At 68.9% G+C, this 23,806-nt stretch carries 20 protein-coding genes; 7 read left to right on the plus strand and 13 right to left on the minus strand.

What is annotated here, in order from left to right:
* Positions 1-83 precede the first annotated feature (83 nt).
* Positions 84-758 (minus strand): RadC family protein, encoded by a 675-nt coding sequence (gene radC / locus ACIPR8_RS16400; protein WP_323438243.1) that lies wholly within the window; start codon positions 756-758, stop codon positions 84-86.
* Between the two features lie 96 nt (positions 759-854).
* Here radC and coaBC point away from each other — a divergent pair, with 96 nt between their 5' ends.
* From coaBC to ACIPR8_RS16415, 3 genes are read left to right on the plus strand one after another with little or no spacing between them, the layout of a single operon-like run.
* Positions 855-2,108 carry a bifunctional phosphopantothenoylcysteine decarboxylase/phosphopantothenate--cysteine ligase CoaBC gene (gene coaBC, locus ACIPR8_RS16405; protein WP_192288220.1) on the plus strand — a complete coding sequence of 418 codons (1,254 nt, stop codon included), beginning with the start codon at positions 855-857 and terminating at the stop codon, positions 2,106-2,108.
* The gene (dut, locus tag ACIPR8_RS16410; protein WP_132862611.1) at positions 2,105-2,578 is read left to right on the plus strand and encodes a dUTP diphosphatase; all 474 of its coding nucleotides are present in this window, start codon (positions 2,105-2,107) and stop codon (positions 2,576-2,578) included. The genes coaBC and dut overlap by 4 nt, the downstream gene beginning before the upstream one ends.
* 14 nt (positions 2,579-2,592) lie before the next feature.
* Positions 2,593-4,941 (plus strand): phosphomannomutase/phosphoglucomutase, encoded by a 2,349-nt coding sequence (locus ACIPR8_RS16415; RefSeq protein ID WP_313255219.1) that lies wholly within the window; start codon positions 2,593-2,595, stop codon positions 4,939-4,941.
* A 167-nt stretch (positions 4,942-5,108) separates the two neighbouring features.
* Here ACIPR8_RS16415 and ACIPR8_RS16420 read toward each other — a convergent pair whose 3' ends face one another.
* The 9 genes from ACIPR8_RS16420 to yjjJ form a co-directional block, all read right to left on the minus strand.
* Complete coding sequence (locus ACIPR8_RS16420) at positions 5,109-5,816, minus strand: response regulator transcription factor (RefSeq protein ID WP_446541703.1); 708 nt, start codon at positions 5,814-5,816, stop codon at positions 5,109-5,111.
* Positions 5,809-8,469: an ATP-binding protein gene (locus ACIPR8_RS16425; protein WP_446541704.1), complete on the minus strand. Its 2,661-nt coding sequence runs from the start codon at positions 8,467-8,469 to the stop codon at positions 5,809-5,811. The genes ACIPR8_RS16420 and ACIPR8_RS16425 overlap by 8 nt, the downstream gene beginning before the upstream one ends.
* Before the next feature lie 36 nt (positions 8,470-8,505).
* Positions 8,506-9,096, minus strand: coding sequence for a potassium-transporting ATPase subunit KdpC (kdpC, locus tag ACIPR8_RS16430; protein ID WP_446541705.1), 591 nt, complete (start codon positions 9,094-9,096; stop codon positions 8,506-8,508).
* Entirely contained in the window at positions 9,093-11,141 is a 2,049-nt protein-coding gene (gene kdpB / locus ACIPR8_RS16435) for a potassium-transporting ATPase subunit KdpB (protein ID WP_446541706.1), read from the minus strand. The genes kdpC and kdpB overlap by 4 nt, the downstream gene beginning before the upstream one ends.
* 5 nt (positions 11,142-11,146) lie before the next feature.
* On the minus strand, positions 11,147-12,859 hold the full coding sequence (kdpA, locus tag ACIPR8_RS16440; RefSeq protein WP_192288216.1) for a potassium-transporting ATPase subunit KdpA: 1,713 nt from the start codon (positions 12,857-12,859) through the stop codon (positions 11,147-11,149).
* Between the two features lie 10 nt (positions 12,860-12,869).
* Positions 12,870-12,962 carry a potassium-transporting ATPase subunit F gene (locus tag ACIPR8_RS16445; RefSeq protein ID WP_057635969.1) on the minus strand — a complete coding sequence of 31 codons (93 nt, stop codon included), beginning with the start codon at positions 12,960-12,962 and terminating at the stop codon, positions 12,870-12,872.
* Positions 12,963-13,291: 329 nt separating this feature from the next.
* Positions 13,292-13,999: a hypothetical protein gene (locus ACIPR8_RS16450; protein ID WP_446541707.1), complete on the minus strand. Its 708-nt coding sequence runs from the start codon at positions 13,997-13,999 to the stop codon at positions 13,292-13,294.
* Between the two features lie 15 nt (positions 14,000-14,014).
* Positions 14,015-14,674: an orotate phosphoribosyltransferase gene (gene pyrE / locus ACIPR8_RS16455; RefSeq protein WP_192288215.1), complete on the minus strand. Its 660-nt coding sequence runs from the start codon at positions 14,672-14,674 to the stop codon at positions 14,015-14,017.
* Between the two features lie 110 nt (positions 14,675-14,784).
* The gene (gene yjjJ / locus ACIPR8_RS16460) at positions 14,785-16,167 is read right to left on the minus strand and encodes a type II toxin-antitoxin system HipA family toxin YjjJ (protein WP_446541708.1); all 1,383 of its coding nucleotides are present in this window, start codon (positions 16,165-16,167) and stop codon (positions 14,785-14,787) included.
* Positions 16,168-16,642: 475 nt separating this feature from the next.
* Here yjjJ and ACIPR8_RS16465 point away from each other — a divergent pair, with 475 nt between their 5' ends.
* The 3 genes from ACIPR8_RS16465 (at position 16,643) to ACIPR8_RS16475 (ending at position 19,282) form a co-directional block, all read left to right on the plus strand.
* Positions 16,643-17,443: an exodeoxyribonuclease III gene (locus ACIPR8_RS16465; protein WP_313255238.1), complete on the plus strand. Its 801-nt coding sequence runs from the start codon at positions 16,643-16,645 to the stop codon at positions 17,441-17,443.
* Positions 17,440-18,969, plus strand: coding sequence for an AmpG family muropeptide MFS transporter (locus ACIPR8_RS16470; protein ID WP_132862621.1), 1,530 nt, complete (start codon positions 17,440-17,442; stop codon positions 18,967-18,969). The genes ACIPR8_RS16465 and ACIPR8_RS16470 overlap by 4 nt, the downstream gene beginning before the upstream one ends.
* Before the next feature lie 85 nt (positions 18,970-19,054).
* Positions 19,055-19,282: a hypothetical protein gene (locus ACIPR8_RS16475; protein WP_132862622.1), complete on the plus strand. Its 228-nt coding sequence runs from the start codon at positions 19,055-19,057 to the stop codon at positions 19,280-19,282.
* A 70-nt stretch (positions 19,283-19,352) separates the two neighbouring features.
* Here the strand turns inward: ACIPR8_RS16475 and ACIPR8_RS16480 are convergent, their stop codons facing one another.
* Both ACIPR8_RS16480 and ACIPR8_RS16485 read right to left on the minus strand, forming a co-directional pair.
* Entirely contained in the window at positions 19,353-20,477 is a 1,125-nt protein-coding gene (locus tag ACIPR8_RS16480; protein WP_446541709.1) for an anhydro-N-acetylmuramic acid kinase, read from the minus strand.
* Between the two features lie 73 nt (positions 20,478-20,550).
* Complete coding sequence (locus tag ACIPR8_RS16485; RefSeq protein ID WP_132862624.1) at positions 20,551-22,002, minus strand: peptidoglycan DD-metalloendopeptidase family protein; 1,452 nt, start codon at positions 22,000-22,002, stop codon at positions 20,551-20,553.
* A 167-nt stretch (positions 22,003-22,169) separates the two neighbouring features.
* Here ACIPR8_RS16485 and tyrS point away from each other — a divergent pair, with 167 nt between their 5' ends.
* A complete protein-coding gene (gene tyrS / locus ACIPR8_RS16490; protein ID WP_446541710.1) occupies positions 22,170-23,381 on the plus strand; it encodes a tyrosine--tRNA ligase in 1,212 nt (403 codons plus the stop codon).
* A 163-nt stretch (positions 23,382-23,544) separates the two neighbouring features.
* On the opposite strand, the gene ACIPR8_RS16495 is transcribed toward tyrS, so the two are convergent.
* On the minus strand, positions 23,545-23,806 hold a 262-nt coding region (locus tag ACIPR8_RS16495), incomplete at its 5' end, for a hypothetical protein (RefSeq protein WP_446541711.1).

The following is a 23,806-nucleotide window of genomic DNA, read 5'->3' on the forward strand; positions in this document are numbered from 1 at the left end:
CCCATTTTACCCGACCTGTGGGTCAACCGCCCCCGGATCGCCGCAGGTGGGGGTCAGGATTGTCAAAACCGCGTTGACGGGCTTCACACCCAGCCACGCGCGGCCAATGACACCGGCGGGCCGTCACCGACCACGAAATGGTCCAGCAGGCGCACCTCCACCAGCGCCAGCGCCTGTCGCAGGCACCGGGTGAGGGCGCGGTCGGCCGCCGAGGGCTCGGGGTCGCCGGAGGGGTGGTTGTGGCCGACGATCACCGCCGCGGCGTTGTGGGCCAGGGCCCGCCGGACCAGCTCGCGCGGATGGACCTGGGCGCTGTCGAGGGTGCCGCTGAACAGCTCCTCGAAGGCCAGCGCCCGGTGCCGGGTGTCCAGGAACAATGCGGCAAACACCTCCTGCGTATGGTGGCGCAGGCGCTGGGCGAAGTAGCGGCCGGCCGCGTCGGGGTCGCTCAGCAGCGTGCCGCGCTCCAGCGCCGTGGCCAGGTGGCGGCGGCCCAGTTCCAGCGCGGCATTCAGCTTGCAGGCGCGGGCCGGGCCGAGCCCGCGCAGGCGTGCCAGCGCGGCCGGTTCACGGTCCAGCAGGGCCCGCAGCGAGCCTTGCGCCTGCAGCAGTTCACGCGCGGTCTGCACCGCATCACGGCCAGGCAACCCGGAGCCCAGGAAAATGGCCAGCAGTTCGGCATCGGACAACGCGCCGGCACCGCGTGCCAGCAGCTTCTCGCGGGGGCGTTCGGCGCGTGGCCAGTCACGAATGTGCATGCCGGCAGGTTGGGTGTTGATGAGCAAAAGGTGGATCGGCCCGGAGATACCCTTCGGTTAAGCTAATCGTTCTTGTGCAGCTAGGAATTTCCACTCGTGACCAGCGTTTCCCCGAGTACCCCGGCGTCCTTGCGGCCGCTGGAAGGACAGAAGCTGCTGTTGTGCGTCGGTGGCGGCATCGCCGCCTACAAATCATTGGAACTGGTGCGCCGCCTGCGTGACGCCGGGGCCACGGTGCAGGTGGCCATGACCGCCGGGGCGCAGCAGTTCGTCACCCCGCTGAGTTTCCAGGCGTTGTCCGGCCATCCCACCCGCACCACGCTGTGGGACAGCGCGGCCGAGCAGGCCATGGGCCATATCGAACTGGCGCGCTGGGCCGACCGCATCGTGATCGCGCCGGCCACCGCCGACCTGCTGGCGCGGCTGGCGCATGGCAACGCCGATGACCTGGTGACCACGCTGTGCCTGGCCACCACCGCGCCGCTGACGGTCTGCCCGGCGATGAACCACCGCATGTGGCTGCACCCGGCCACGCAGGCCAACATCAGCCTGCTGCGCGCGCGCGGCGTGCAGGTGATCGGTCCGGAAGACGGCCCGCTCGCCGAGGGCGAATCCGGACCGGGCCGCCTGAGCGAGGCGCAGGCCATCGTCAGCGCGCTGGCGGCCAACCTGGCCGCACCGGCCGCGGCCGTGCCCGGCCGCCTGAACGGGACCCGGGTGCTGATCAGCGCCGGCCCGACCTATGAAGACCTGGACCCGGTGCGCTATGTCGGCAACCGCTCCAGCGGCAAGATGGGCTATGCGCTGGCCGCTGCGGCCGCCCGCCAGGGCGCGCAGGTGGTGCTGGTCAGCGGCCCGGTGCAGCTGCCCACGCCGGCCGGCGTGGAGCGCATCGACGTGCGTTCGGCCGCGCAGATGCGCGAGGCGGTGCTGTCGGCGTTGCCGGCGGATATCTACATCGGCGCCGCCGCGGTGGCCGACTACACCCCGCGCCAGGTGTCGCCGCAGAAACTGAAGAAGACCGCCGGCAGCCAGACCCTGGTGCTGGAGCTGGTCCGCACCGCCGACATCCTGGCCGAAGTGGCCGCGCAGGAGCAGGCGCTGAAGCTGGTGGTCGGGTTTGCCGCCGAAACCCACGACGTGGAGAAGTACGCCCGTGGCAAGCTGGCCGACAAGCACCTGGACCTGATCATCGCCAACCAGGTCGGCGTCGCCGGCGGTGGCTTCGAAAGTGACCAGAACGCGGCCACCGCCTACTGGAACGGTGGCCAGCGCGAGTTCCCCGGCACCGCCAAGACCCAACTGGCAGAACAACTGCTGGACCTGATCGCGGAGAGACTGGACGCATGAGCAACCCCAACGCATTGCAGCCCCTGCAGGTAAAGCTGCTGGACCCCCGTTTCGGCGATGCATGGCCATTGCCGGCCTACGCCACCGAAGCCAGCGCCGGCATGGACCTGCGCGCGGCCATCGAGGCGCCGCTGGCGCTGGCACCGGGTGACGCGGCGCTGCTGCCCAGCGGCATCGCCATCCACATCGCCGACCCGGGCCTGTGCGCGGTGGTGCTGCCGCGCTCCGGGCTGGGCCACCGCCACGGCATCGTGCTGGGCAACGGTACCGGGCTGATCGATGCCGACTACCAGGGCCCGCTGCTGATCAGCGTGTGGAACCGCGGCCGCGAAGCCTTCACCATCGAGCCCGGCGACCGTATCGCGCAGCTGGTGGTGATGCCGATTGCACGCGTGAGCCTGCAGGTAGTGGATACTTTCATCGACAGCGCACGTGGAGCGGGTGGATTCGGCCACACCGGGGTGCGCTGACAGGGGAAAACACGATGAGCCAAGGGAAAGAAGGGCGCCCGCGCATCGCGCTGGGCCGTTCAACACCGCTGCTTGCGGTGCTGGTGCTGCTGTTGGCCGGCCTGTTCGGCTGGAGCGCGGTGAACCAGTGGCTGCAATCCGATACCGGCACGGCGCTGGAGCAGTCGCGTGACCAGGCGGTGGCGGGCGTACAGAAGGCGCTGGACGGGCAGACCCGGCAGTTCGCCAGCCAGCTGCAGCTGGAACCGGTGAAGGCTGCCCTGGCCGGCGGCGACGCCCAGGCCAGCGCGCTGGCCATCCGCGACAAGTGGAACGGCGTCGAAGACGCCGTGGTGCTGGATTCGACCCTGATGGAGGCCTACGCCGATCCGGCCGCCTTCGGCTATGCACGGCTGTCGCTGCTGGAACTGGCCCTGGCCGAAGGCAAGCCGGTGGCGCGCGTGGTGCGCGACGGCGGTGCGCCGCGGTTGGGCCTGGCCGCACCCGTGCGGCTGGGCGAGCGCGAAGCGGTGGTGTACATCCGCCAGCCGTTGAACCGCCTGACCTCGGTCTTCGACACGATCGACGCGCCGGGCAGTGCCTTCCTTGGCCTGCGCCAGGGCGGCTTCACCATCGTCGCCAAGGGCAACACCGGGCTGGGTGGTGGTGCCGATGCACTGGCCCGCCCGGTGGGCGAGACCGGCCTGCGCGTGGTGGCCGAACTGCCGGACATCGGTGAAGGCCCGATGGGGCTGGGCATGGTCGCCTGCGCGGTGGTGGCGGTGCTGCTGCTGGCGCTGGCCGTGCTGATGCTGGTGGGGCGCAAGCGCCTGAAGCTGCCGGCCCTGCGCCGCACCACCGAAGTGGTCGACGACAACACGATGACCCTGCAGCAGGCGCTGGAGCAGGAACCCCTGCCGGTGGCCGCAGCCACCTCCGCGCGCGCCGCCGGCGAGGACGCGCCGGCGCGTCCGGAACCGGGCGCCGAGGCGGTGGTGCCGGGCATCTTCCGTGCCTACGACATCCGTGGCGTGGTCGGCACCGAGCTGACCGGCAACGTCGCCACCCTGATCGGCCAGGCCATCGGCAGCGAAATGCAGGCCCAGGGCCTGCGTGAGGTGGTGGTGGGCCGCGATGGCCGCCTGTCCGGGCCGGAGCTGGCCGATGGCCTGATCGAGGGCCTGCGCCGCGCCGGCTGCGATGTCATCGACATCGGCATGGCACCGACGCCGGTGGTCTACTTCGCCAGCTACCACCTGCGCGCGGGCAGCTGCGTGGCGGTGACCGGCAGCCACAACCCGCCGGACTACAACGGCTTCAAGATCGTCATCGGCGGGGAAACCCTGTCCGGTGACGCGATCACCGCGCTGTACACGCGCATCCAGGAAGGCCAGCTCAAGCGTGCCGATGCGCCGGGCAACCTGTCCGAGCGCGAGGTCATCAACGATTACGTGCAGCGCATCGCCGATGACGTGCAGCTGGACCGCCCGCTCAAGGTGGTGGCCGACGCAGGGAACGGCGTGGCCGGCGCGGTCGCCCCGCAGCTGCTGGAGGCCATTGGTGCCGAGGTCATCCCGTTGTACTGCGACGTGGATGGCACCTTCCCCAACCACCACCCCGATCCGAGCGACCCGCACAACCTCGAGGACCTGGTGCAGATGGTCAAGCGTTTCGACGCGGACCTCGGCGTGGCCTTCGACGGCGACGGCGACCGCCTGGGCGTGGTCACCCGCGAAGGCAAGGTGATCTTCGCCGACCGCCTGCTGATGCTGTTCGCCGCCGACGTGCTGATGCGCAACCCCGGCGCGATGGTGCTGTACGACGTCAAGTGCACCGGCAAGCTGGCCGACTGCATCCTGCGCAACGGCGGCAGCCCGATGATGTGGAAGACCGGGCATTCGCTGATGAAGGCGAAGATGCGCGAGACTGATGCCGAGCTGGCCGGCGAGATGAGCGGCCACTTCTTCTTCAAGGAGCGCTGGTACGGTTTTGATGACGGCCTGTACTCGGCCGCGCGCCTGCTGGAGATCCTGGCCCAGCGCGAGGAATCGCCGGAGGAGGTGTTCGCCGAGCTGCCGGATGCGATCTCCACCCCGGAGCTGAAGGTACCGGTGGAAGAGGGCACCCAGCATGCGCAGGTGGCGCTGTTCGTCGCTGCCGCGCAGCTGGAGGAATCCCCGTTCGCCGGTGCGCGGTTGTCCACCATCGACGGCCTGCGAGCCGACTTCAACGATGGCTGGGGCCTGGTGCGTGCTTCCAACACCACGCCGGTGCTGGTGCTGCGCTTCGAAGGCGACAGCGAGGCGGCGCTGGAGCGGATCAAGGGCGTGTTCCGCACGCAGTTGCAGCAGATCCTGCCGGAAGGCACCGAACTGGGCTTCTGACCGGCCAGGTGTGTCGCCACGAAGGCCGTCCGCGCGCTGTGCGGGCGGCCTTCGCGTTTGCAGGAGCGCCCTGGGGCGCGAAGCCGATGCCCTCCGCACCCACGAAATGCTGCGTCATCGGCGAGATGGCCAGCTTCGCGCCCGAAGGCGCTCCTGCCGGCGGCGGCTCACGCGCCGCCGAAGCGCAGGCCCACGCCTGGTTCGGTGAACAGGTAACGCGACTGCAGCGCCGAGTCACCCAGCTTGTGGCGCAGGCGGCCGACCAGGATGCGCAGGTAATGCGTGTCGTGCTTGTGGGTCGGGCCCCAGATTTCCTGCAGGATCTGCGGCTGCGTCACCACCCGCCCGCTGTTGCGCAACAGCAGCGCCAGCAGTGCGTACTCCTTGCGCGTCAACGCCACCGCCTCACCGTCGATGCGCACCTCGCGGCGCGCCAGGTCGATGTGCAGGTGACCATCGTCGAACACCGGTACCTGGCCTTCGCTGTCGGTGCTGCGGCTGCGCAGCAGGGCGCGCACGCGCGCCATCAGCTCCTGCGTGCCGAACGGCTTGGTGACGTAGTCGTTGGCACCGTTGTCCAGCGCCCGTACCTTCTCGGCCTCGCCGGCGCGCACGCTGAGCATGATCACCGGCACCTGGCTCCACTGCCGCAGTTCGGCCAGCACGTCGTGGCCTTCCATGTCCGGCAGGCCGATATCCAGTACCACCAGGTCGGCACCTTCGTTGGTCAGCTGCTGCAGGCCCTCGCTGCCGGTGGCGGCCTGGCTGACCGCGTAGCCCTGGGCGCGCAGCGAGATGTCGAGGAAGCGGCGGATCTGCACTTCATCGTCGATCACCAGCACGCGTGCCGGCGGAATGGCGGAAGCTTCAGCCATTGTCGGGCGCGGGGTCCGGTCGCGGGGTGAGCAGGGGCAGGGTCATGCGCACCAGCGTACCGCGTCCGTCGCGCCCCGGCAGCGCCTCGACGTGGCCGCCATGCGCGCCGATCATGCCCTGGCAGATGGTCAGGCCCAGGCCGGTGCCCTGGCGGCCGCGGTCACCGCGTTCCACGCTGTAGAACATGTCGAAGATGCGCGTGCGCTCGGCATCGGGGATGCCCGGGCCTTCGTCGATCACCTCGATGCGCAGCGTGCTGTCCTGCTGGCGTGCACGCACCTGCACGGGAACGCCGGGCGGGGAGAACTTGGCGGCGTTCTCCATCACGTTGAACACCGCCTGCTCGACCAGCGCCGGATGTACCCAGATCGGTGCAAGGTCGGCCGGGATATCCAGGCTGAGCCGCACCTCGGGCTGGTAGCGCTGCAGGCGCCGCGCCGCCGAGCCGATCAGTTCGTCCACGCCGATCCAGTCGCGGTTGAGCTTCAGCCCGTCGTGGCCGAGCCGGGTCATGTCCAGCAGGTTCTGGATGTAGCGGTCCAGGCGCTCGCCCTCGACCACGATGGTGTCGAGCAGCGCACGGCGATCGACCGCATCCATGGCCTCGGCGTAGTTGGACAGGCTGTCGGCCGAACCGATCATGGCCGCCAGCGGCGAGCGCAGGTCGTGCGACACCGAGGACAGCAGCGCCGAGCGCAGGCGTTCGGTCTCGTTGTGCAGGTGGGCGGTTTCCAGCTCGGTGACCAGTTGGGTGCGCAGCGCGGCCTGGGCGATGTCGTCGGCCATGGCCTCGGCCAGCTGCCGTTGTTCCGGTGCCAGGCGTGGGTGCTGCCGGCCGAACTGCAGGCCGGCCACGCCGATGGCCCGGCCTTCGCCGTCGAGCAGCGGCAGGAACCACCAGTCGGCGCCGGCCAGCGTGTCGGTGTAGCGGCCGGCCGGCTGGCCATGCCGCAGCGCCCAGTCGGCCGCGGCCAGGTCGGTGTCGCCGGGCGCGGCGCTGCCGCTGGTGCTGGTATCGCCAGCCAACCGCACCCAGGCCGGCGCATCCAGTGCCTGTTCCAGCGCAGCGCGCCCGGCATGCGCGACCTGCGCGTTGTCGGCGGCACCGGCCAGCTGCCGGCCCAGCGCCTGGCGCAGCGTGGCGTGGCGGTTGGCCGCGCGCAGTGCCACCACCTGCATGCGCAGCCGCGAGGCCAGGCGGCCGGCGACCAGCGCCGCGGCCAGGAACAGGAACACGGTGATCACGCCCTGGCGTGCACTGATGGCGAAGGTGAAGCGCGGGGCGATGAAGAAGAAGTTGTAGGCCAGGAAGCACAGCGTCGCTGCCAGCACCGCCGCGCTCATGCGCGTGCGTGCGGCGACCAGCACCACCGCGACGATGAACACCATCGCCAGGTCGCTCAGGCCGATCCAGCGTTCGCCCAGCCACGCCGCGATGCAGGCCACGGCAGTGGCGAGCACCGCCAGCCCGGCGTCCTTGGCCCAGCTTCCGGTATCCAGCGACAGCCCCACCCGGCGTGCACGGGCGCGGGCCTGCGGGGTGCTGATGATGGTGATCTCGTAATGCGCGCCGCGTTGGATCAGCTGTTGGGTCAGGGTCTGGTTGAACAGCCGCGCCAGCGGTCGTTCGCGGGTGCGGCCCAGCACCAGCGAGGACACCGCGTTGTGCCCGGCATGGTCGAGCAGGGCATCGGCGATGCCGGGCCCGTGCAGCAGTTCGGCTTCACCGCCGAGGCGGCGGGCCAGCGCGAAGGCGGCGTCGATCTCGCGGCGCGTTGCCTCATCCTGGCGGCGATGCTGCACGGTCACCACCGTCCACGGCGCGTCGCGGCGCTCGGCGATGCGCCGCGCCACGCGTACCAGGTACTCACTCTGGCCGCTGCCATCGATGGCCACCAGCACCCGCCGCCGCAGCGGCAGGTTGCCTTCGCCACGCGCGGCGCGGGTCTCGCGCAGGCTGCTGTCCACGCGGTCGGCGGCCTCCTGCATCGCCAGTTCGCGCAGCGCGGTGAGGTTGGCCGGCGAGAAGAACGCCTGCAGTGCCTGCGCGGCCTGTTCGGGCACGTAGACCTTGCCCTGCTGCAGGCGCTCGATCAGCTCGCGCGGCGGCAGGTCGACCAGCACGATGTCGTGCAGGCGGTCGAACACCCCGTCGGGCACGGTTTCGCTGACGCGCACGCCGGTGATGCGCATCACCACGTCGTTGAGGCTTTCCAGGTGCTGGATGTTGAGGGTGGTCCAGACGTCGATGCCGGCATCGAGCAGCTCCATCACATCCTGCCAGCGCCGCTCGTGGCGGCTGCCGGGCGCGTTGCGGTGGGCCAGCTCGTCGACCAGCACCAGCGCCGGGTGCCGGGCGAGCACCGCGTCCAGGTCCATCTCCTGCAACCGATGGCCGTGGTAGTCCACCTGTTGCAGCGGAATGATCGGCAGGCCGTCCAGCAGCGCGGCGGTATCGCCGCGGCCGTGCGTCTCGACCAGCCCCACGGCCACGTCGACGCCGCGCCGCAGTTGTTCCTGGGCGCGGGTGAGCATGCGGAAGGTCTTGCCGACGCCGGGGGCGGCGCCGAGGAAGACCGTCAGCTTGCCGCCGGCATCGCGTTGCAGGCCTTCCACCAGGGCGTCGGCCTGGCGGCTGCGGGTGTCGTTCATGGCCGCGATTGTGCGCCGTTGCCGGTCGCGCATGCATCAAGGGGCATGCGCGGCCTCGTCCAGCCTGCGGTTGAGCGCGACCACGTTGATCCGCGGCTGGCCAAACACGCCCCATTGGCGGCCCTGCACCTGCGCCTCCACCAATGCCTGCACGCGTTCGACCGGCCAGCCGCGTGCCTGCGCGACGCGGGCCACCTGTACCTGCACGGCGGCCGGCGGCAGCTCCGGGTCCAGGCCGCTGCCGGACTGGGTGGCCAGTTCGCCCGGCACCTTCGCCGGGGCGATGTTCTCGCGGGTCGCGACGGCGGCGGTGGCATCCGCCACGCGCTTGACCAGGTCCGGGTTGCTGCGCGCCAGGTTGCTGCCGGCAGCGGCCATCGGATCGTAGTTGGCCGCCGATGGGCGCGCCTGGAAGTAGCCATCGCCCTTGAACGGCTGCGCGACCAGCAACGAAGCGCGCACCGTGCCATCGCCATCACGCAGCAGGCTGCCCTCGGCCTGGGCGGGGAACAGCACGCCGGCGATGCCGGTGGCGACGATGGCATAGACCAGCCCGGTGCCGATCAGGCCGAACAGCGACAGGCCGATGGCCGGGCGCCAGAGGAGAGTGGAAGTCGTGGATTTCATGCGCCGAACACCATGGCAAGAAGAAGGTCGATGGCCTTGATGGCCGCAAAGGGAAGCAGCACGCCGCCCAGCCCGTATACCAGCATGTTCCGGCGCAGCAGCGCGGTGGCGGTGGCCGGGCGGAAGCGCACCCCGCGCAGCGCCAGCGGGATCAACGCCGGGATCACCAGCGCGTTGAAGATCAGCGCGGCCAGCACCGCGTTGCGCGGGCTGGACAGCTGCATCACGTCCAGCGCGTGCATCGAGGGAATGGCGGCCACGAACAGCGCCGGCAGGATCGCGAAGTACTTGGACACGTCGTTGGCCAGCGAGAAGGTGGTCAGCGCGCCGCGCGTGATCAGCTGCTGCTTGCCCACTTCCACCACCGCCAGCAGCTTGGCCGGGTCCGAGTCCAGGTCGACCATGTTGCCGGCCTCCTTGGCCGCCTGCGTGCCGGAGTTCATCGCCAGGCCGATGTCGGCCTGCGCCAGTGCCGGCGCATCGTTGGTGCCGTCGCCGACCATCGCCACCAGCCGGCCGCCGGCCTGCTCGCTGCGGATGCGCGCCAGCTTGTCCTCGGGCCGGGCCTGGGCGATGTAGTCGTCCACGCCGGCCTCGGCGGCGATGGCCGCGGCGGTCAACGGGTTGTCGCCGGTGATCATCACCGTGCGGATGCCCATCGCGCGCAGCTGCGCGAACTTCTCGCGCATGCCGTGCTTGACCACGTCGGCCAGCTCCACCACGCCCAGTACGTGCCGGCCTTCGCTGACCACCAGCGGCGTGGCGCCGCCGCGTGCGACGTGGTCCACCCGCGCCTGCAGCTCGTTGGGCACGTTGCCGCCCAACGCGAGGACATGCGCGGTGATCGCGTCAGCCGCGCCCTTGCGGATGCTGCGGCCGCCGGCCAGGTCCACGCCGGACATGCGGGTCTGCGCGGAGAAGGCCAGGTAGTCGGCCGTCTCCGGTTCAGCGGTGGCGCAGCCCTGCTCGCGCGCCAACCGCACGATGGACTTGCCTTCCGGGGTCGGGTCGGCCAGCGAGGACAGCAGCGCCGCCTCGCGCAGCTGGTCGCCGTTGATGCCGGCCAGCGCGTGGAAGGCCGATGCCTGGCGGTCGCCGTAGGTGATGGTGCCGGTCTTGTCGAGCAGCAGCACGTCCACGTCGCCGGCCACCTCCACCGCCTTGCCGGACTTGGCCAGCACGTTGGCCTGCAACGCGCGGTTCATGCCGGCGATGCCGATGGCCGGCAGCAGGCCGCCGATGGTGGTCGGGATCAGGCACACCAGCAATGCGATCAGCAGCAGCGGGTCCAGCGTCACGCCAACGAAACCGGCGATGGCCGGCAACGTCGCCACCACCACCAGGAAGGTCAGCGACATCGCCGCCAGCAGCAGCGTCAGGGCGATCTCGTTGGGCGTCTTCTGGCGGTTGGCGCCTTCCACCAGCGCGATCATGCGGTCCAGGAAGCTGTGGCCGGGCTCGGCGGTGACGCGCACCACGATCTCGTCGGACAGCACCTTGGTGCCACCGATCACGCCGGAACGGTCGGTGTTGGCCTCGCGCAGCACCGGGGCCGATTCGCCGGTGACGGCGGCCTCGTTGATGGTGGCCAGGCCGCGCACGATCTCGCCATCGGCCGGCACGAACTCGCCGGCGCTGATGATCACCAGGTCACCCGGGCGCAGTTCGGCGGCAGCGACCTTGTCCTCGCCTGCACCGGCCAGCGCGGTGGCCAGGCGGCGTGCGACCAGGTCCTGGCGTGCGCGCCGCAGCGACGCGGCCTGGCCGCGGCCACGCGCCTCGGCGACGGCTTCGGCGAAATTGCCGAACAGCACCGTCACCAGCAGGATCGCGGTGACGGCCAGGCCAAAGCCCAGCGGTGCATTGCCGCTGAGGGTGAGCAGCAGGGCCAGCAGCGTGCCGGCCATGACGATGGCCATCACCGGGTTGTGCAGCAGGTGGGCCGGGGCCAGCTTGCGCACCGACTCCAGCAGCGCCCGCCGCCAGCCGGCGGCATCGAGCAGGGCGGGGCGGCGTACGCCGGCATGTGGAACAGAAGCATTCATGGGGATCAGGCTCCCTGCAGTGCCAGGCTCAGGTGGTCGGCCACCGGGCCGAGGACCAATGCCGGCATGAACTGCAGCACGGTGAGGATGACGATCACGCAGACCAGGGTCAGCGCGAAGGTCGGGGTTTCGATCTGCAGGCTGCCCGCGCTCTGCGGGGCCTGCCGCTTGGCCGCCAGTTGGCAGGCGATGACCAGCGGGATGATCAGCACGGGGAAACGGCCCAGGGCCAGCACCAGCGCGCAGCTCAGGTTCCACCAGAGGGTGTTGTCGGCCAGCCCTTCAAACCCCGAGCCGTTGTTGGCATAGGCGGAGGTGAACTCGTAGAACACCTGGCTGATGCCGTGGAAGTCGGGGTTGGAGGTGCCGGCCAGGCCGGGCAGGGCCAGCGTCAGTGCGGTCAGGCCGAGCAGGGTGATCGGCTGCAGCAGCACCAGCACCGCCAGCAGTCGCACCTGCGGGGTTTCCAGCTTGCGGCCGAACAGTTCCGGCGTGCGCCCGGTCATCAGCCCGGCCAGGAACACTGCCATCAGGATGTAGACCAGGAACTGCTGCAACCCGCAGCCAATGCCGCCCCAGATCGCGCTGACCAGCATGTTGACCAGCGATACCAGGCCGGTCAGGGGGCTCATCGAGTCCTGCATGCCGTTGACCGAGCCGTTCTGCACCTGGGTGGTGAGCGTGGCCCACAGCGCGGTGCCATCCGCGCCGAAGCGGGTTTCCTTGCCCTCCATCAGCAGTGCGCTGGCGGCGGTGGCGCTGTGGCCCTCGGACCACAGGCTGGCGAAGGTGGACAGCAGCGACATGCCGAGCATGCAGCCGAACACCAGTGCCGCGAACTTCCGGCGCCCGGTGAAGCGGCCGATCATGAAGATGATCGCGATCGGGATCAGCACAATGCCGACCAGTTCCAGTGCATTGGACAGCGGCGTCGGGTTCTCCAGCGGCACGCTGCTGTTGGGTCCGTACCAGCCGCCCCCGTTGGCACCCAACTGCTTGGCCGCCACCATCGCCGCCACCGGGCCCAGCGGGATCTTCTGCGTCGCCATGCCGGCGCTGGCATCGATCGGCGTGGCCTGCGGGCCCGCGGCCAGGGTGGACGGCACGCCCTGCCAGGTCAGCAGCAGCGCCCACAGCAGGCACAGCGGCAACAGGAAGCGCAGGCACAGGCGCACCACGTCGGCGTAGTAATTGCCGACGGTGACGCGTACCGGCGTATGGGTGTCGGCGGCGGTGGCCGCCGGCGCCTTGGCGAACAACGCACGCAGCGTGGCCACCGCCAGCGCCAGGCCCATCATCGGCGTGATCACCTGCAGGCCGGTGATGCCGGTCATCTGCGACAGGTAGGACAGCTGTGCCTGACCGCTGTAGTGCTGCTGGTTGGTGTTGGTCAGGAACGACACCATCGTGTGCAGCGCGGTGTCCCAGCGCAGGTTGGGGATGTTGTCCGGGTTGAACGGCAGCCAGGCCTGGGTCATGAACACCGCCTGGGTCAGCACGGCCAGCACCAGGTTGCTGATCAGGAAGGCGAGCACGTAGCCACGCCAGGACATGGAATGGGTCGGGTCCACGCCGAGCACGCGGTACAGCGGCTTCTCGATCCAGTGGAACAGGATGTCGATGCGCATGGGCGTGCCGCGCATCAGCCGCGCCAGGTACAGCCCCAACGGCCAGGCCAGCGCGATGCCGGCCAACAGGATGACAAGGGTTTCGGTCATGGCGCGGTCCTCAGAACGACTCGGGTCGCAGGACCGCGTACAGCAGGTAGGCGGCGGCGATCAGCACCACCACGCCGCACAACAGGGAAAGCCAGCCGGGCATGGAACACCTCGGTAGGGGCACCGGATGGCCGATGCCCGTTGATGGAAGGGCAGGGCACCGGTCTTGGATACGCCGATCACCCCGTTCAAGGCCGGCATCGTCCTCCCGCAGGGCGTAAACGTTCGACGCCGACGGGCAGGGATTGGCGTAAAAAGCACATAAAAAGTGGGGGAACGCCGCATTGTCTGGCACGGCGCGCGATGTGGTGACCGCGCCTCACGCTCCGGCCGGGTGCGATGCACCCCATCGAGGGGAGCGGGCGCCTTCGGCCGGGCAAAAGAAAAGCGGCCCGAAGGCCGCTTGGGTTCACATGACTCAGGACGCGTCGGTCATCCCTGCGCCGGTGCCGGGGCGGCGGCCGGTGCCGGCGGCGCGTCGGCCGGCGCGGTGATGCCCTTGAGCTCGCGGTAGCGGGCCAGGGTCTGGGCGATCTCCACGTCCAGCGCCCTGCGCTGGGCCTCGAAGGCCCCCTGCAGGCGCAGCTGGGCCAGCAGTTCGCCATGGCGCTGTCGGATGTCCTGGGCCTGCTTGTCGGCCACCTTCTGCCCGGCCAGTTCCTTGTTGCCGGCCGATGCAAGCTGTGCCGCCAGCGCTTCGCGCAGGCTGGTCACGTTGTAGGCCGCGGTCTTGATGTTGTTGTCGACGATGGCGACGCGCTCGTTGAACACACGGCGCAACGCATCCTCGCTGCCATAGGTGGACAGCATCGCCTGCTCGGTGCGCTTGCGCGTTTCCACCGCGGCGGCGTCCACCTCCGCCTGGGCCCGCGCCAGTGCCGCATCGGCGCGTTCCTCGGCGGTGAGCGCACGCTGGACCTCGGCACTGCGGGTGCCGCTGCGTGCGTTGAATTCCTCGCGCGCGCTGTTGACCGCCTCGCTCGGCAGCGTGTCCGAGCAGATGCGTTCGCCCCCCTGGTTCCAGCAATACAGCTTCTTGCCGGCGTCGGCCGGCTTGTTCTGCGCAGACACCGGCAGCGCCAGCGCTGCGAGCAGCGCCAGTGCGGTGGTGGTACCTGTCCGGGAAGGAATCAGCGTCATGGCAGCCCCCTGCGATCAGCCTGTCGGATTGCTCCCGTAGCGGGCACGGTAGGCCAGCAACGGTTCGCGATAGCCGACAAGTTCCGGGTTCCCGGAGGCGAATGCAAGCAGGTCGGCCAGGTTGGCCACCGCGATCACCGGAATGCCGGTTTCAGCGGCCACGGCCTGGGCGGCCGAGCGGCGGTCTTCTTCCGAGGCGATCTCCTGGCGGTCCAGGGCCACCACGATGCCGGCCGGGATGCCGTTGGCCTCGCGGATGATGGCCAGCGCCTCGCGGATGGCGGTGCCGGCGGTGATCACGTCATCGACGATCAGGATGCGGCGGCCGGCCATGTCGGCGCCAATCAGGCTGCCGCCCTCGCCGTGGTCCTTGGCCTCCTTGCGGTTGAAGGTCAGCGGCAGGTCGCGGCCGCGGTGGGAGAACTCGCAGGCGATAGCGGTGGCCAGCGGGATGCCCTTGTAGGCCGGCCCGAACAACTGGTCGTAAGCCACCCCGGACGCCTCGATGGCATCGGCATAGCAGTTGCCCAGCTGGGCCAGGGCCAGGCCGGTGTCGAAACGGCCGGCGTTGAAGAAGTACGGGCTGGAGCGGCCGGACTTGAGGGTGAACTGGCCAAAACGCAGGGCGTCGGCATTCAGCGCCAGCTGCAGGAAGCGGGAACGGTGGTCACTCATGAAAATCCACTTTCTAGTCGTCGTTTGAAGGGCACTAGGTTAATGCATGGCTACGGCGAATGCTGGCGACGGAGGCCTTGCTGGCGGTTGCCTGAGGGGGAGGGGTGGGCTCAGGCCAGCAGTTCGCGGGCACGCGCCACCTTGTCCCTTGCCTGCCGTGCGATCGTGCGGAAGCCGTCAGTCACCTGCTGGCAGGCGATCACCTGGCTCCAGAAGTCCTCCGCGGCGGCGGCGGCGGCCAACCATTCCGCCCGCTGCTCGGGAAGCGGCGGACGGATCTCGAGCTCGCGTGGAACGATCTCGCCACCGCTGCCCGGCCGGAACAGCATGGGCAGCATGTCGTACATCGGCGCGAGGGCGAGCGGACGATCGACGTCCAGCACCAGCGCCGCATTGCCCAGGTGCATGTCGGTGTTGCCGATCAGCTCACCGAACAGCGAGGCGATGGTCAGCAGGCGTGCATCGTCCGCGCCGATCCAGCCGTCCCGCTGCAGCTGGCCGGCGAACCGCCACCAGTGGATGCGCCCGTGGCCATAGAAATCGGCGTCCAGCGCGGCCAGCGAAACAAACCCACGGCGCCACAATTCCGGGCCTCGATCGAAGCGCTCGGACTCCAGGAACACCCGTCCGCCGGCCTCGATGCGCTGGCTGCTGGCTGCCGGCAGGCCGTGCTTGCGCATCACTTGGCCGGCGATGTGTTCGCAGCGCAACAGGTCTGCCCAGCGTCGCGCCGCATCGGTGTCTGCGCGTTCGCTGAACTTGACGATGGCTGCGCGCAACTGCTCGCCGCTCTTCAGGGTGACGGTGAACTTGGGCTGTTCGCCACCGGCCGAGGAGCCCGGCGCGTCACCGGCCATCGCCTCATCCGCCAGGTGCAGGTAGGCCTGCTCCTGCGCTTCATCCGCAATGACGTGGGTGGGCTCGAAGATCTGCTGCACCGCACGTCGATAGGCGACATCACCCAGCACAAGGTCGCCCGGTGGGTCGGTTCCGTACTGCAGGATGGCAATGACGTAATCGTCGGGCGTCCAGTGGTCCAGCACGGCATCCACGTGGATGTCGTCCGCGATCCGACGTGCGAACGCGCGCCCGAGGAAACCCTGCGGGCGTTGGTCATCGATGAACCAGGGCAGCCCGGGATAGCGGCCGTCACGGAAATCGCCGATGAAGAACGCCGGGCAGGGCATATCGGCGATGAACAGGTAGCCGCCGTCGTGCAGCGCCTGCAGTTGGCCCAGCCGCACACCTTTGCTCGTCGCATCCAGCCGGTACAGGGGCCAAATGCTGCCACTGCGGCCGACCTGTCGGGTGGCCGCATAGCGGGTGCTGCGGGCCTTGCCGATACGGGCAACCTGGTCGGCCGCTGCTGCGATCAGGCGCGACACCGTGGGCTGGCTCACGCCCAGCGCGGCACCGATCTCCGCCGCACTGGCCGAGGACTGGGTGCGAAGATAGGCCAGCAATGTCGCAAGCGTGGCAGGAGGCGAGTTCATGGAATCATTCTACGTGCACGAGAATAGCTATTTGAATAGATATTTGAATGGATTTGGATTTGTCTATGACCATTCCTGCAGCCCCAGGGGAGGCGTGGTCTGACCCCGCGGGAATCCACCTATTCCGTGGGACTTATCGGGAGTACATGTGACTCTGCGGGAATCCACGGGACTCAGCGGGACTCAGCGGGACTCAGCGGGACTGTGCGGGAATCTGCGGGAATCCATGGGACTCCTCACCCCAGCGCTGAATAGATACTGCTCTCTCTCCCACATGCTTCGTGGCCGCTGTAGCGGCGCGGCCCCCGCGCGACATCCCCTGCGCCGTCGTGCCCCGCTGGCGCTGGCAAATGAAAGCAGCGGCAAGGCATGATGCCCATTCTTTGTGCTTCTTTCGGTCTGAAGGCGGCCGCGGTGCCGGCATCGGCGCCAGATGGCCTGATTAGGCTCGATAAAACAACAACATAGGCCAGCTATGCGTATCACCAGCTTCAACGCCAACGGCATCCGTTCGGCCACTACCAAGGGCTTCAGCGAGTGGTTCCTGGGGCAGCAGTCCGACGTGCTCTGCATCCAGGAGACCAAGGCGCAGGAGTCGCAGCTGACCGACGCGCTGTTCCGCCCGGACGGCCACCACTGCTTCTACCGCGACGCCATCACCAAGAAGGGCTACAGCGGCGTGGCGATCTGGAGCCGGCGCGAACCGGACGAGGTGCGCACCGGGCTGGGCTGGGCGCCGTTCGACGACGAGGGCCGCTACATCGAGGCCCGCTTCGGCAACCTGAGCGTGGTGTCCTTCTACATCCCCTCCGGTTCCTCCGGCGAGCTGCGCCAGGGCTTCAAGTTCGAGGTCATGGACTGGCTGCGCCCGGTGCTGGACCAGTGGCTGGCCAGCGGCCGTGACTACGTGCTGTGCGGGGACTGGAACATCGTGCGCAGCGCGCTGGACATCAAGAACTGGAAGTCCAACCAGAAGAACTCCGGCTGCCTGCCTGAGGAGCGCGACTGGCTGAACGGCCTATGTGCCGACCTGCCCGAGCACGCCGACCCGGCCACCGGCCGCGGCTGGGTGGACGCCTACCGCGCGCTGAACCCCACCGGCGAGGACTACACCTGGTGGAGCAACCGCGGCGCGGCGCGGGCCAACAATGTCGGTTGGCGCATCGACTACCAGTTCGTCACCCCGGGGCTGCGTGATCGCCTGCGCGGCTGCTCGATCTACACCGGCCAGCGATTCTCCGACCACGCCCCGTTCAGCGTGGACTACGACCTGTGACCGAAGCGCTGGTGGAGGCCCCGCATCGCGGCCTGCCGCGGCTGCGCCGCCTGTTCGTGATCCTGCTGCTGGGCTTCGCCTCCGGCCTGCCGCTGGCGCTGACCGGCGGCGCCATGCAGGCGTGGCTTACGGTGGAAGGCCTGGACCTGGTCACCCTGGGCTTCCTGTCCCTGATCGGCATCCCGTACACGTTCAAGTTTCTGTGGGCGCCGCTGATCGACCGCTTCGACCTGCCGTTGCTCGGCCGCCGGCGCGGCTGGATCGTGCTGATGCTGTTCGCCCTGGCCGCGGCGCTGCTGGTGATGAGTTCACTCTCGCCCTCGCGCAACCTGGGCCTGTTCGCTTCCGTGGCGGTGGTGGTGGCCTGCCTGTCGGCCACCCTGGACGTGGTGATCGATGCCTACCGCACCGACCTCCTGCAGCCGGCCGAACGCGGCCTGGGCGGCTCGCTGACCGTCCTTGGCTATCGACTGGCCATGGTCCTGTCCGGTGGCATCACCCTGATCTGGGCCGAGCAATGGCAGAGCTGGCCGCAGGTGTACCGGGTCATGGCGAGCCTGGCGGCCGTGGTCGGCGTGCTGGCGCTGGTGCTGATGCCGCCGCTGCCGGCGCGCTTCAAGGCTCCGGTCTCCAAGGCCAGCAGTGAAGTGTGGGGGTTCCTGGCGCTGGTGCTTGGCGTGGCGGCGGGGGCCTGGCTGGCACACCAGCTGCTGGTGCTGGTCGGGCTGGACCCGGACAGCAGCGACCGCTGGGTGCGGCTGGTGTTCGTCATCACCCAGATCGCCGCGGCGATGGTGCTGGGCCTGGGGGTCACCCGCTGGGTGCGCTTCGAAACCCTCAACGCCTCGCTGCGCAGCTATTTCGGCATGCGCGGTGCCGGCGCCTTCCTCGCGCTGGTGGTGCTGTACAAGGTCGGCGACGCCTTCGCGCTGAGCCTGTCCACGCCGTTCCTGCTCAAGGGCATGCACTTCAGCCAGGCCGAGGTGGGGCTGGCCAACAAGACCATCGGCCTGCTGATGACCATCGTCGGCGCCATCGTCGGCGGCTTCTTCCTGTTGCGCCTGCGCCTGTCCACGGCGGTGATCGCCTTCGGGGTGCTGCAGCTGGTCTCCAACCTGGGGTTCTACCTGCTGGCCCGCGAGGGCGCAGGCGCCTGGGGTACGGTGGAAGTGCCCGCCTTCAACCTGCTGATCGTGCACCTGGACACGCCCACGCCGATGGACGGCCTGCTGCTGTTCGCGCTGAGCCTGGACAACTTCGCCGGCGGCATGGGCACGGCGGCGTTCGTGGCGCTGCTCAGTGGCCTGTGTGGCACCCGCTTCTCGGCGACCCATTACGCGCTGTTGTCGGCCTTCGCCACGCTGGGGCGGGTGTTCGTCGGGCCGTTCGCCGGTGTCCTGGCCGATGCCTATGGCTGGCAGGTGTTCTTCCTGGTCTCGGTGGTGGTCGGCATGCCGGGCCTGCTGATGGCCTGGTGGCTGCGCCGCGAGGTGGATGCCACCACCCGGGTTGTCGAGGCCGGCTGAACCGCCGGCCGGTTCGTATTGAATCCCCCGGCCGCCTCGCTGATGATGCCGCCGGGGGATCCACCGGACCGTTGACGTGGTGGACATGGCCGAAGTGACCTTGCGGGATATCGACCCGCTGTTGTTTGAGCGCATCCGCCGCCTGGCGGTGGCGCGCGGCTGGACCCATGAGCAGACCTGCCTGATCCTGCTCGAACAGGGGCTGTTCTCCAGCGAGCACGAAGTCCGCAGCGGCTTCGAGAACCGCGAAGTCGACGTCCTCACCGAAGCCATCAAGGCCCTGCACGAACTGCCCGCCGGCGCCGACCTGTAGCCCGCGGGCTGGCCAGCAGCGCTTTCCCCGCGCATTGGCGTGGATGCAATCCCCGCCCAGTCAAGCCGCCTCAGGCCGGATGGATCGCGCCCAGGATCCGCGGCCCACGGGCCCCGCTGACGCTGGGCAGGTTGCCCGGCAACCCCGCCAGCGTCTGCTGCGCCAGCCACGCGAAGCCCATCGCTTCCATGTAGTCCGGGTCCAGCCCCTGTTCGGCACTGGAGCCGATCACCACCCCCGGCAGGCGTGCCTGCAACCGGCGCAGCAACTGCGGGTTGCGCACACCGCCGCCGCAGACCAGCAGGCGCCGCACCTGCGGCAGGTGGGCCAGCAACGCGTCCGCCACGGTGGCCGCGGTCAGTTCCAGCAAGGTGGCCTGCACGTCGGCCGGTGCCAGTGGCCGGCCATCGAAGCGCGCCTCCACCCAGGCCAGGTGGAACTGTTCGCGGCCGGTGCTTTTCGGCGGTGGCAGGGCAAACCACGGTTCGGCCAGCAGGCGCGCCAGCAGGCCTTCATCGACCTGGCCGCTGGCCGCGAACGCGCCGTCGGCATCGAAGGCCTGTCCCAGGTGCCGTTGGCACCAACCATCGAGCAGCGCGTTGGCCGGTCCGGTGTCGAAGCCCCGCAGGCTGCCGTCGCGGGCGATCAGGCTCAGGTTGCCGATGCCCCCCAGGTTCAGCACGGCACGGTCTTCGTCGGTGCTGCCCAGCATGGCCAGGTGGAAGGCCGGCATCAGCGGCGCGCCGTGGCCACCGGCGGCCACGTCGCGGCGGCGGAAGTCGGCCACCGTGGTGATGCCGGTCAACTCCGCGATGCGGTTGGCATCGCCGATCTGCCAGGTGAACCCCGGCGCGGCCAGTGGCCGGTGGCGGATGGTCTGCCCATGCGAGCCGATCGCGCGCACCTGCCTGGCGTCCACGCCGGCACTGGCCAGCAACCGGTTGGCAGCCGCGGCGAACGCCATCCCGACCTGTGCATCCAGTTGCCCCAGCGTATCCAGCGAGTCCGGCTCATGGCCCTGGCCCAACGCGATCAGTGCCGCCCGCGTGTCCGCCTCCCAGTCATGGGTATGGCCTTGCACGAAATGGCACCCGCCTTCGGTCGGGAACTGCACCAACGCGGCATCGATGCCATCGGCACTGGTGCCGGACATCAGGCCAAGGAACAACGGCAGGCGGGGATCAATGGCGGTCATGGCAGAAGCCGGATGAAAACGGGCAGGGAAGCTTCAAGCCCCCTGCCCGTGGCGTCAACGCGCGGCGGTTGGATCAGCCGCGCTTGCCGGTCGGTGCCGCCGCGCTGGCGGTCTGCGTCGGCGCCGGCGTGGCGCTGCCGGCATCGGCGTAGATGGCTTCCTCCATGCCGCGGATCCGCGCCATGGCCGGCGCGGTCTGCGCACGGAACGCCGCCAGTTCAGCGCCCTTGAGCGGTTCCGGCGGCGGCATCGTCACCGACAGCGGGTTGCGGTGCTGGCCATTGACGCGGAATTCGTAGTGCAGGTGCGGGCCGGTGGCCAGGCCGGTCGAGCCGACGTAGCCGATCACCGCGCCCTGCGGCACGCGCGCCCCGGTGCGGTAGCTGCCCAAGCGCGACATGTGGCCGTACAGCGTGGTGTAGCCGCGCCCGTGGTCCAGGATCACCACGTTGCCATAACCGCGCTGGGTGCCGGCGAACTGCACGCGGGCATCACCGGCGGCCATGATCGGGGTGCCGGTGCGCGCGGCATAGTCCACGCCCTTGTGCATGCGCATGGTGCCCAGCACCGGGTGCCGGCGCGCGCCGAAGTTGGAGCTCAACCGCGCGAACGGGATCGGCATGCGGATGAAGCTCTTCTTCAGCGGCCGCCCGTTGATGTCGTAGTACTCGAACTTGCCGCCGCGCTCGAAGCGGAAGCCGGTGTAGGTCTTGCCCCCGGTGTTGAACGTGGCCGCCAGGATCTTGCTGGTGTCGATGCGCTCGCCTTCGCGCCAGGTCTCGTCCATCACCACGCTGAAGCGGTCGCCCGGCTGCAGGTCCTTGGAGAAGTCGATGTCGTACTTGAAGATCTCGTCGGTCATCGTGGCGATGGCCGAGGGCGAGAGCCCGGCGCGGCGCGCGGAGGCGTACAGCGAACTGGTGATCTCGCCACTGGCGACCACCGTCCGGGTGCTCGTCGCCCGCTCGGTCACCTTCTCGCTGATCTGGTCATCGCGCAGGGAGAGTTCGACGCGGTGGCTGGCATCACGGTCAAACCGGAGGGTGCGCAGGCTGCCGTTCACCGGCAGGTCGAACGCCAGCTCGGTGCCGGGCTTGAGCCGGGTCAGCACCTCGCGGGTGCCGGGGTGTTCCAGCACGCGGTGCATCACCGTGGCCGGCACGCCGGCCGCTTCGAACAGGTCGCTCAGGGTCTGGCCACGCTGCACGCGCAGGATCTGCCAGCTGTCCCCGGGCGTTTCGCCCTGGCGTGCCAGCGCCAGCGGCGGCAAGGGCAGCGCCAACGAGGCATGCGAGGCGGGCAGGGGGTTGTCGATGGAATTGGAGAACCCCGGCACGATCGTCGCGGCGAGCGCGCCGATGGTCACGAACAGGCTGGCGTGGATCCAATGGCGCCGTGTCCAGCGTTCGTTGAACGCGGCGGGAAGATGATCCTTGAGCCTCCGATGCAGGGCCGTGTCGTGCAGGACGTTGCGTCGTTCCTGGATGCGCTGCTTGCGCGCATCGCCATGATCGGATTGTGCCATCGGTGGTTTCTCTGACCGGCCCGGAGCGCGGGCTCAAACGGGGGTAACATAGACACCTATCAATACCGCGTCAAACCATTGAGCCATATGGCTTTTCGATCTGCCGGCGTGGTTAACTTGCACTTAACACCATTCATGTTTTTAACGGCGAAGCCGGGAGTTTTAGCGTGTCCCCCATTGATGAAGCCCTTGCCCTGATCGGCCGCGGAGCCGATGAAATCCTCAAGTTGGATGAATTGCGCCAGCGCCTGGAGAGTGGTCGCCCGTTGCGCGTGAAGGCTGGCTTCGATCCCACCGCCCCGGACCTGCACCTGGGCCACACCGTGCTGCTCAACAAGCTGCGCCAGCTCCAGGACCTCGGCCACCAGGTCATTTTCCTGATCGGCGACTTCACCGGCATGATCGGCGACCCGTCCGGCAAGAGCCTGACCCGCAAGCCGCTCAGCAAGGAAGACGTGCTCGCCAACGCCCGCACCTATGAGGAGCAGGTGTTCAAGGTGCTGGACCGCGACAAGACCGAAGTCCGCTTCAACTCGGAGTGGTTCGGCAAGATGGGCGCGGCGGACATGATCCGCCTGGCCGGCCAGCACACCGTGGCGCGCATGCTCGAGCGCGATGACTTCGCCAAGCGCTATGCCGCCCAGCAATCCATTGCCATCCATGAGTTCCTCTATCCGCTGGTGCAGGGCTACGACTCGGTGGCGCTGGAGGCGGACGTCGAACTCGGTGGCACCGACCAGAAGTTCAACCTGCTGATGGGCCGTGGCCTGCAGGAGCACTACGGCCAGAAGCCGCAGATCGTGCTGACCATGCCGCTGCTGGAGGGCCTGGATGGCGTCAACAAGATGTCCAAGTCGCTGGGCAACTACATCGGCATCAGCGAACCGGCCATCGACATCGTCACCAAGACCATGAAGGTGGACGACACCTTGATGTGGCGCTGGATCGACCTGCTCAGCTTCGACATCTCCATTGCCGAAGCCCAGCAGCTGCGTGCCGACGTCGATGCCGGTGCGATCAACCCGCGCGAGATCAAGCTGCGCCTGGCCCGCGAACTGGCCACCCGCTTCCATGATGCCGCCGCCGCCGAGCAGGCCATTGCCGGTTGGAACGCGGCGGTGACCGGGCAGGGCGACATCACCCAGCTGCCGCTGCAGGAAGTCACCGTGCCGGCCGAAGGCCTGCGTATCGGCGCCTTGCTGACCGCTGCGGGCCTGACCCCCAGCAACTCCGAAGCCTCGCGCAAGCTCAAGGAACGTGCGGTCAAGGTGGATGGCGAAGTGATCGAAGACGCACAGACCGTCCTGCAGCCGGGCTTCGAAGGCCTGCTGCAGGTGGGCAAGCGCACCTTCGCCCGCGTCCTGCTGGTCGCCGGCTGAGCCCGAACCCAGCACGCCAGGGATTTCCGGGCTCGTGATCTCCCGGCTCGCGGCAGAAAGGCCCCTCTCCCGCAAGCGGGAGAGGGGTTGGGGTGAGGGGAGGGTCGTAGCGCTCCTTATATGTGTAGGGGGAGCAGGCACTGCCTCACCGCCTTGGGCGGCCTCAAAACAGGCCGCCCAAACAAAAGTAAGAAAAAGCCTCCACACCCCCTTCACAAAGCCGCAAAAGAAGCACATACTTTCCCTCCCCCGACGCAGGGGCCTCGCAAGAGGCGCAGCGCAGGGAAAGTTCGAAGTCACCGCCTCGCAAAAAGGTGTTGACGGAAACGAAAAGCCTGCTAAAGTAGGCGGCTCGCTTCAACGAGATGCCTTCGGGCGGCGGAGAAGCAGTTGAGTCAACTTCCTCGAAACGAGGTGTTGACGAA

The sequence above is a fragment of the Stenotrophomonas sp. LARHCG68 genome (genome assembly GCF_052871705.1).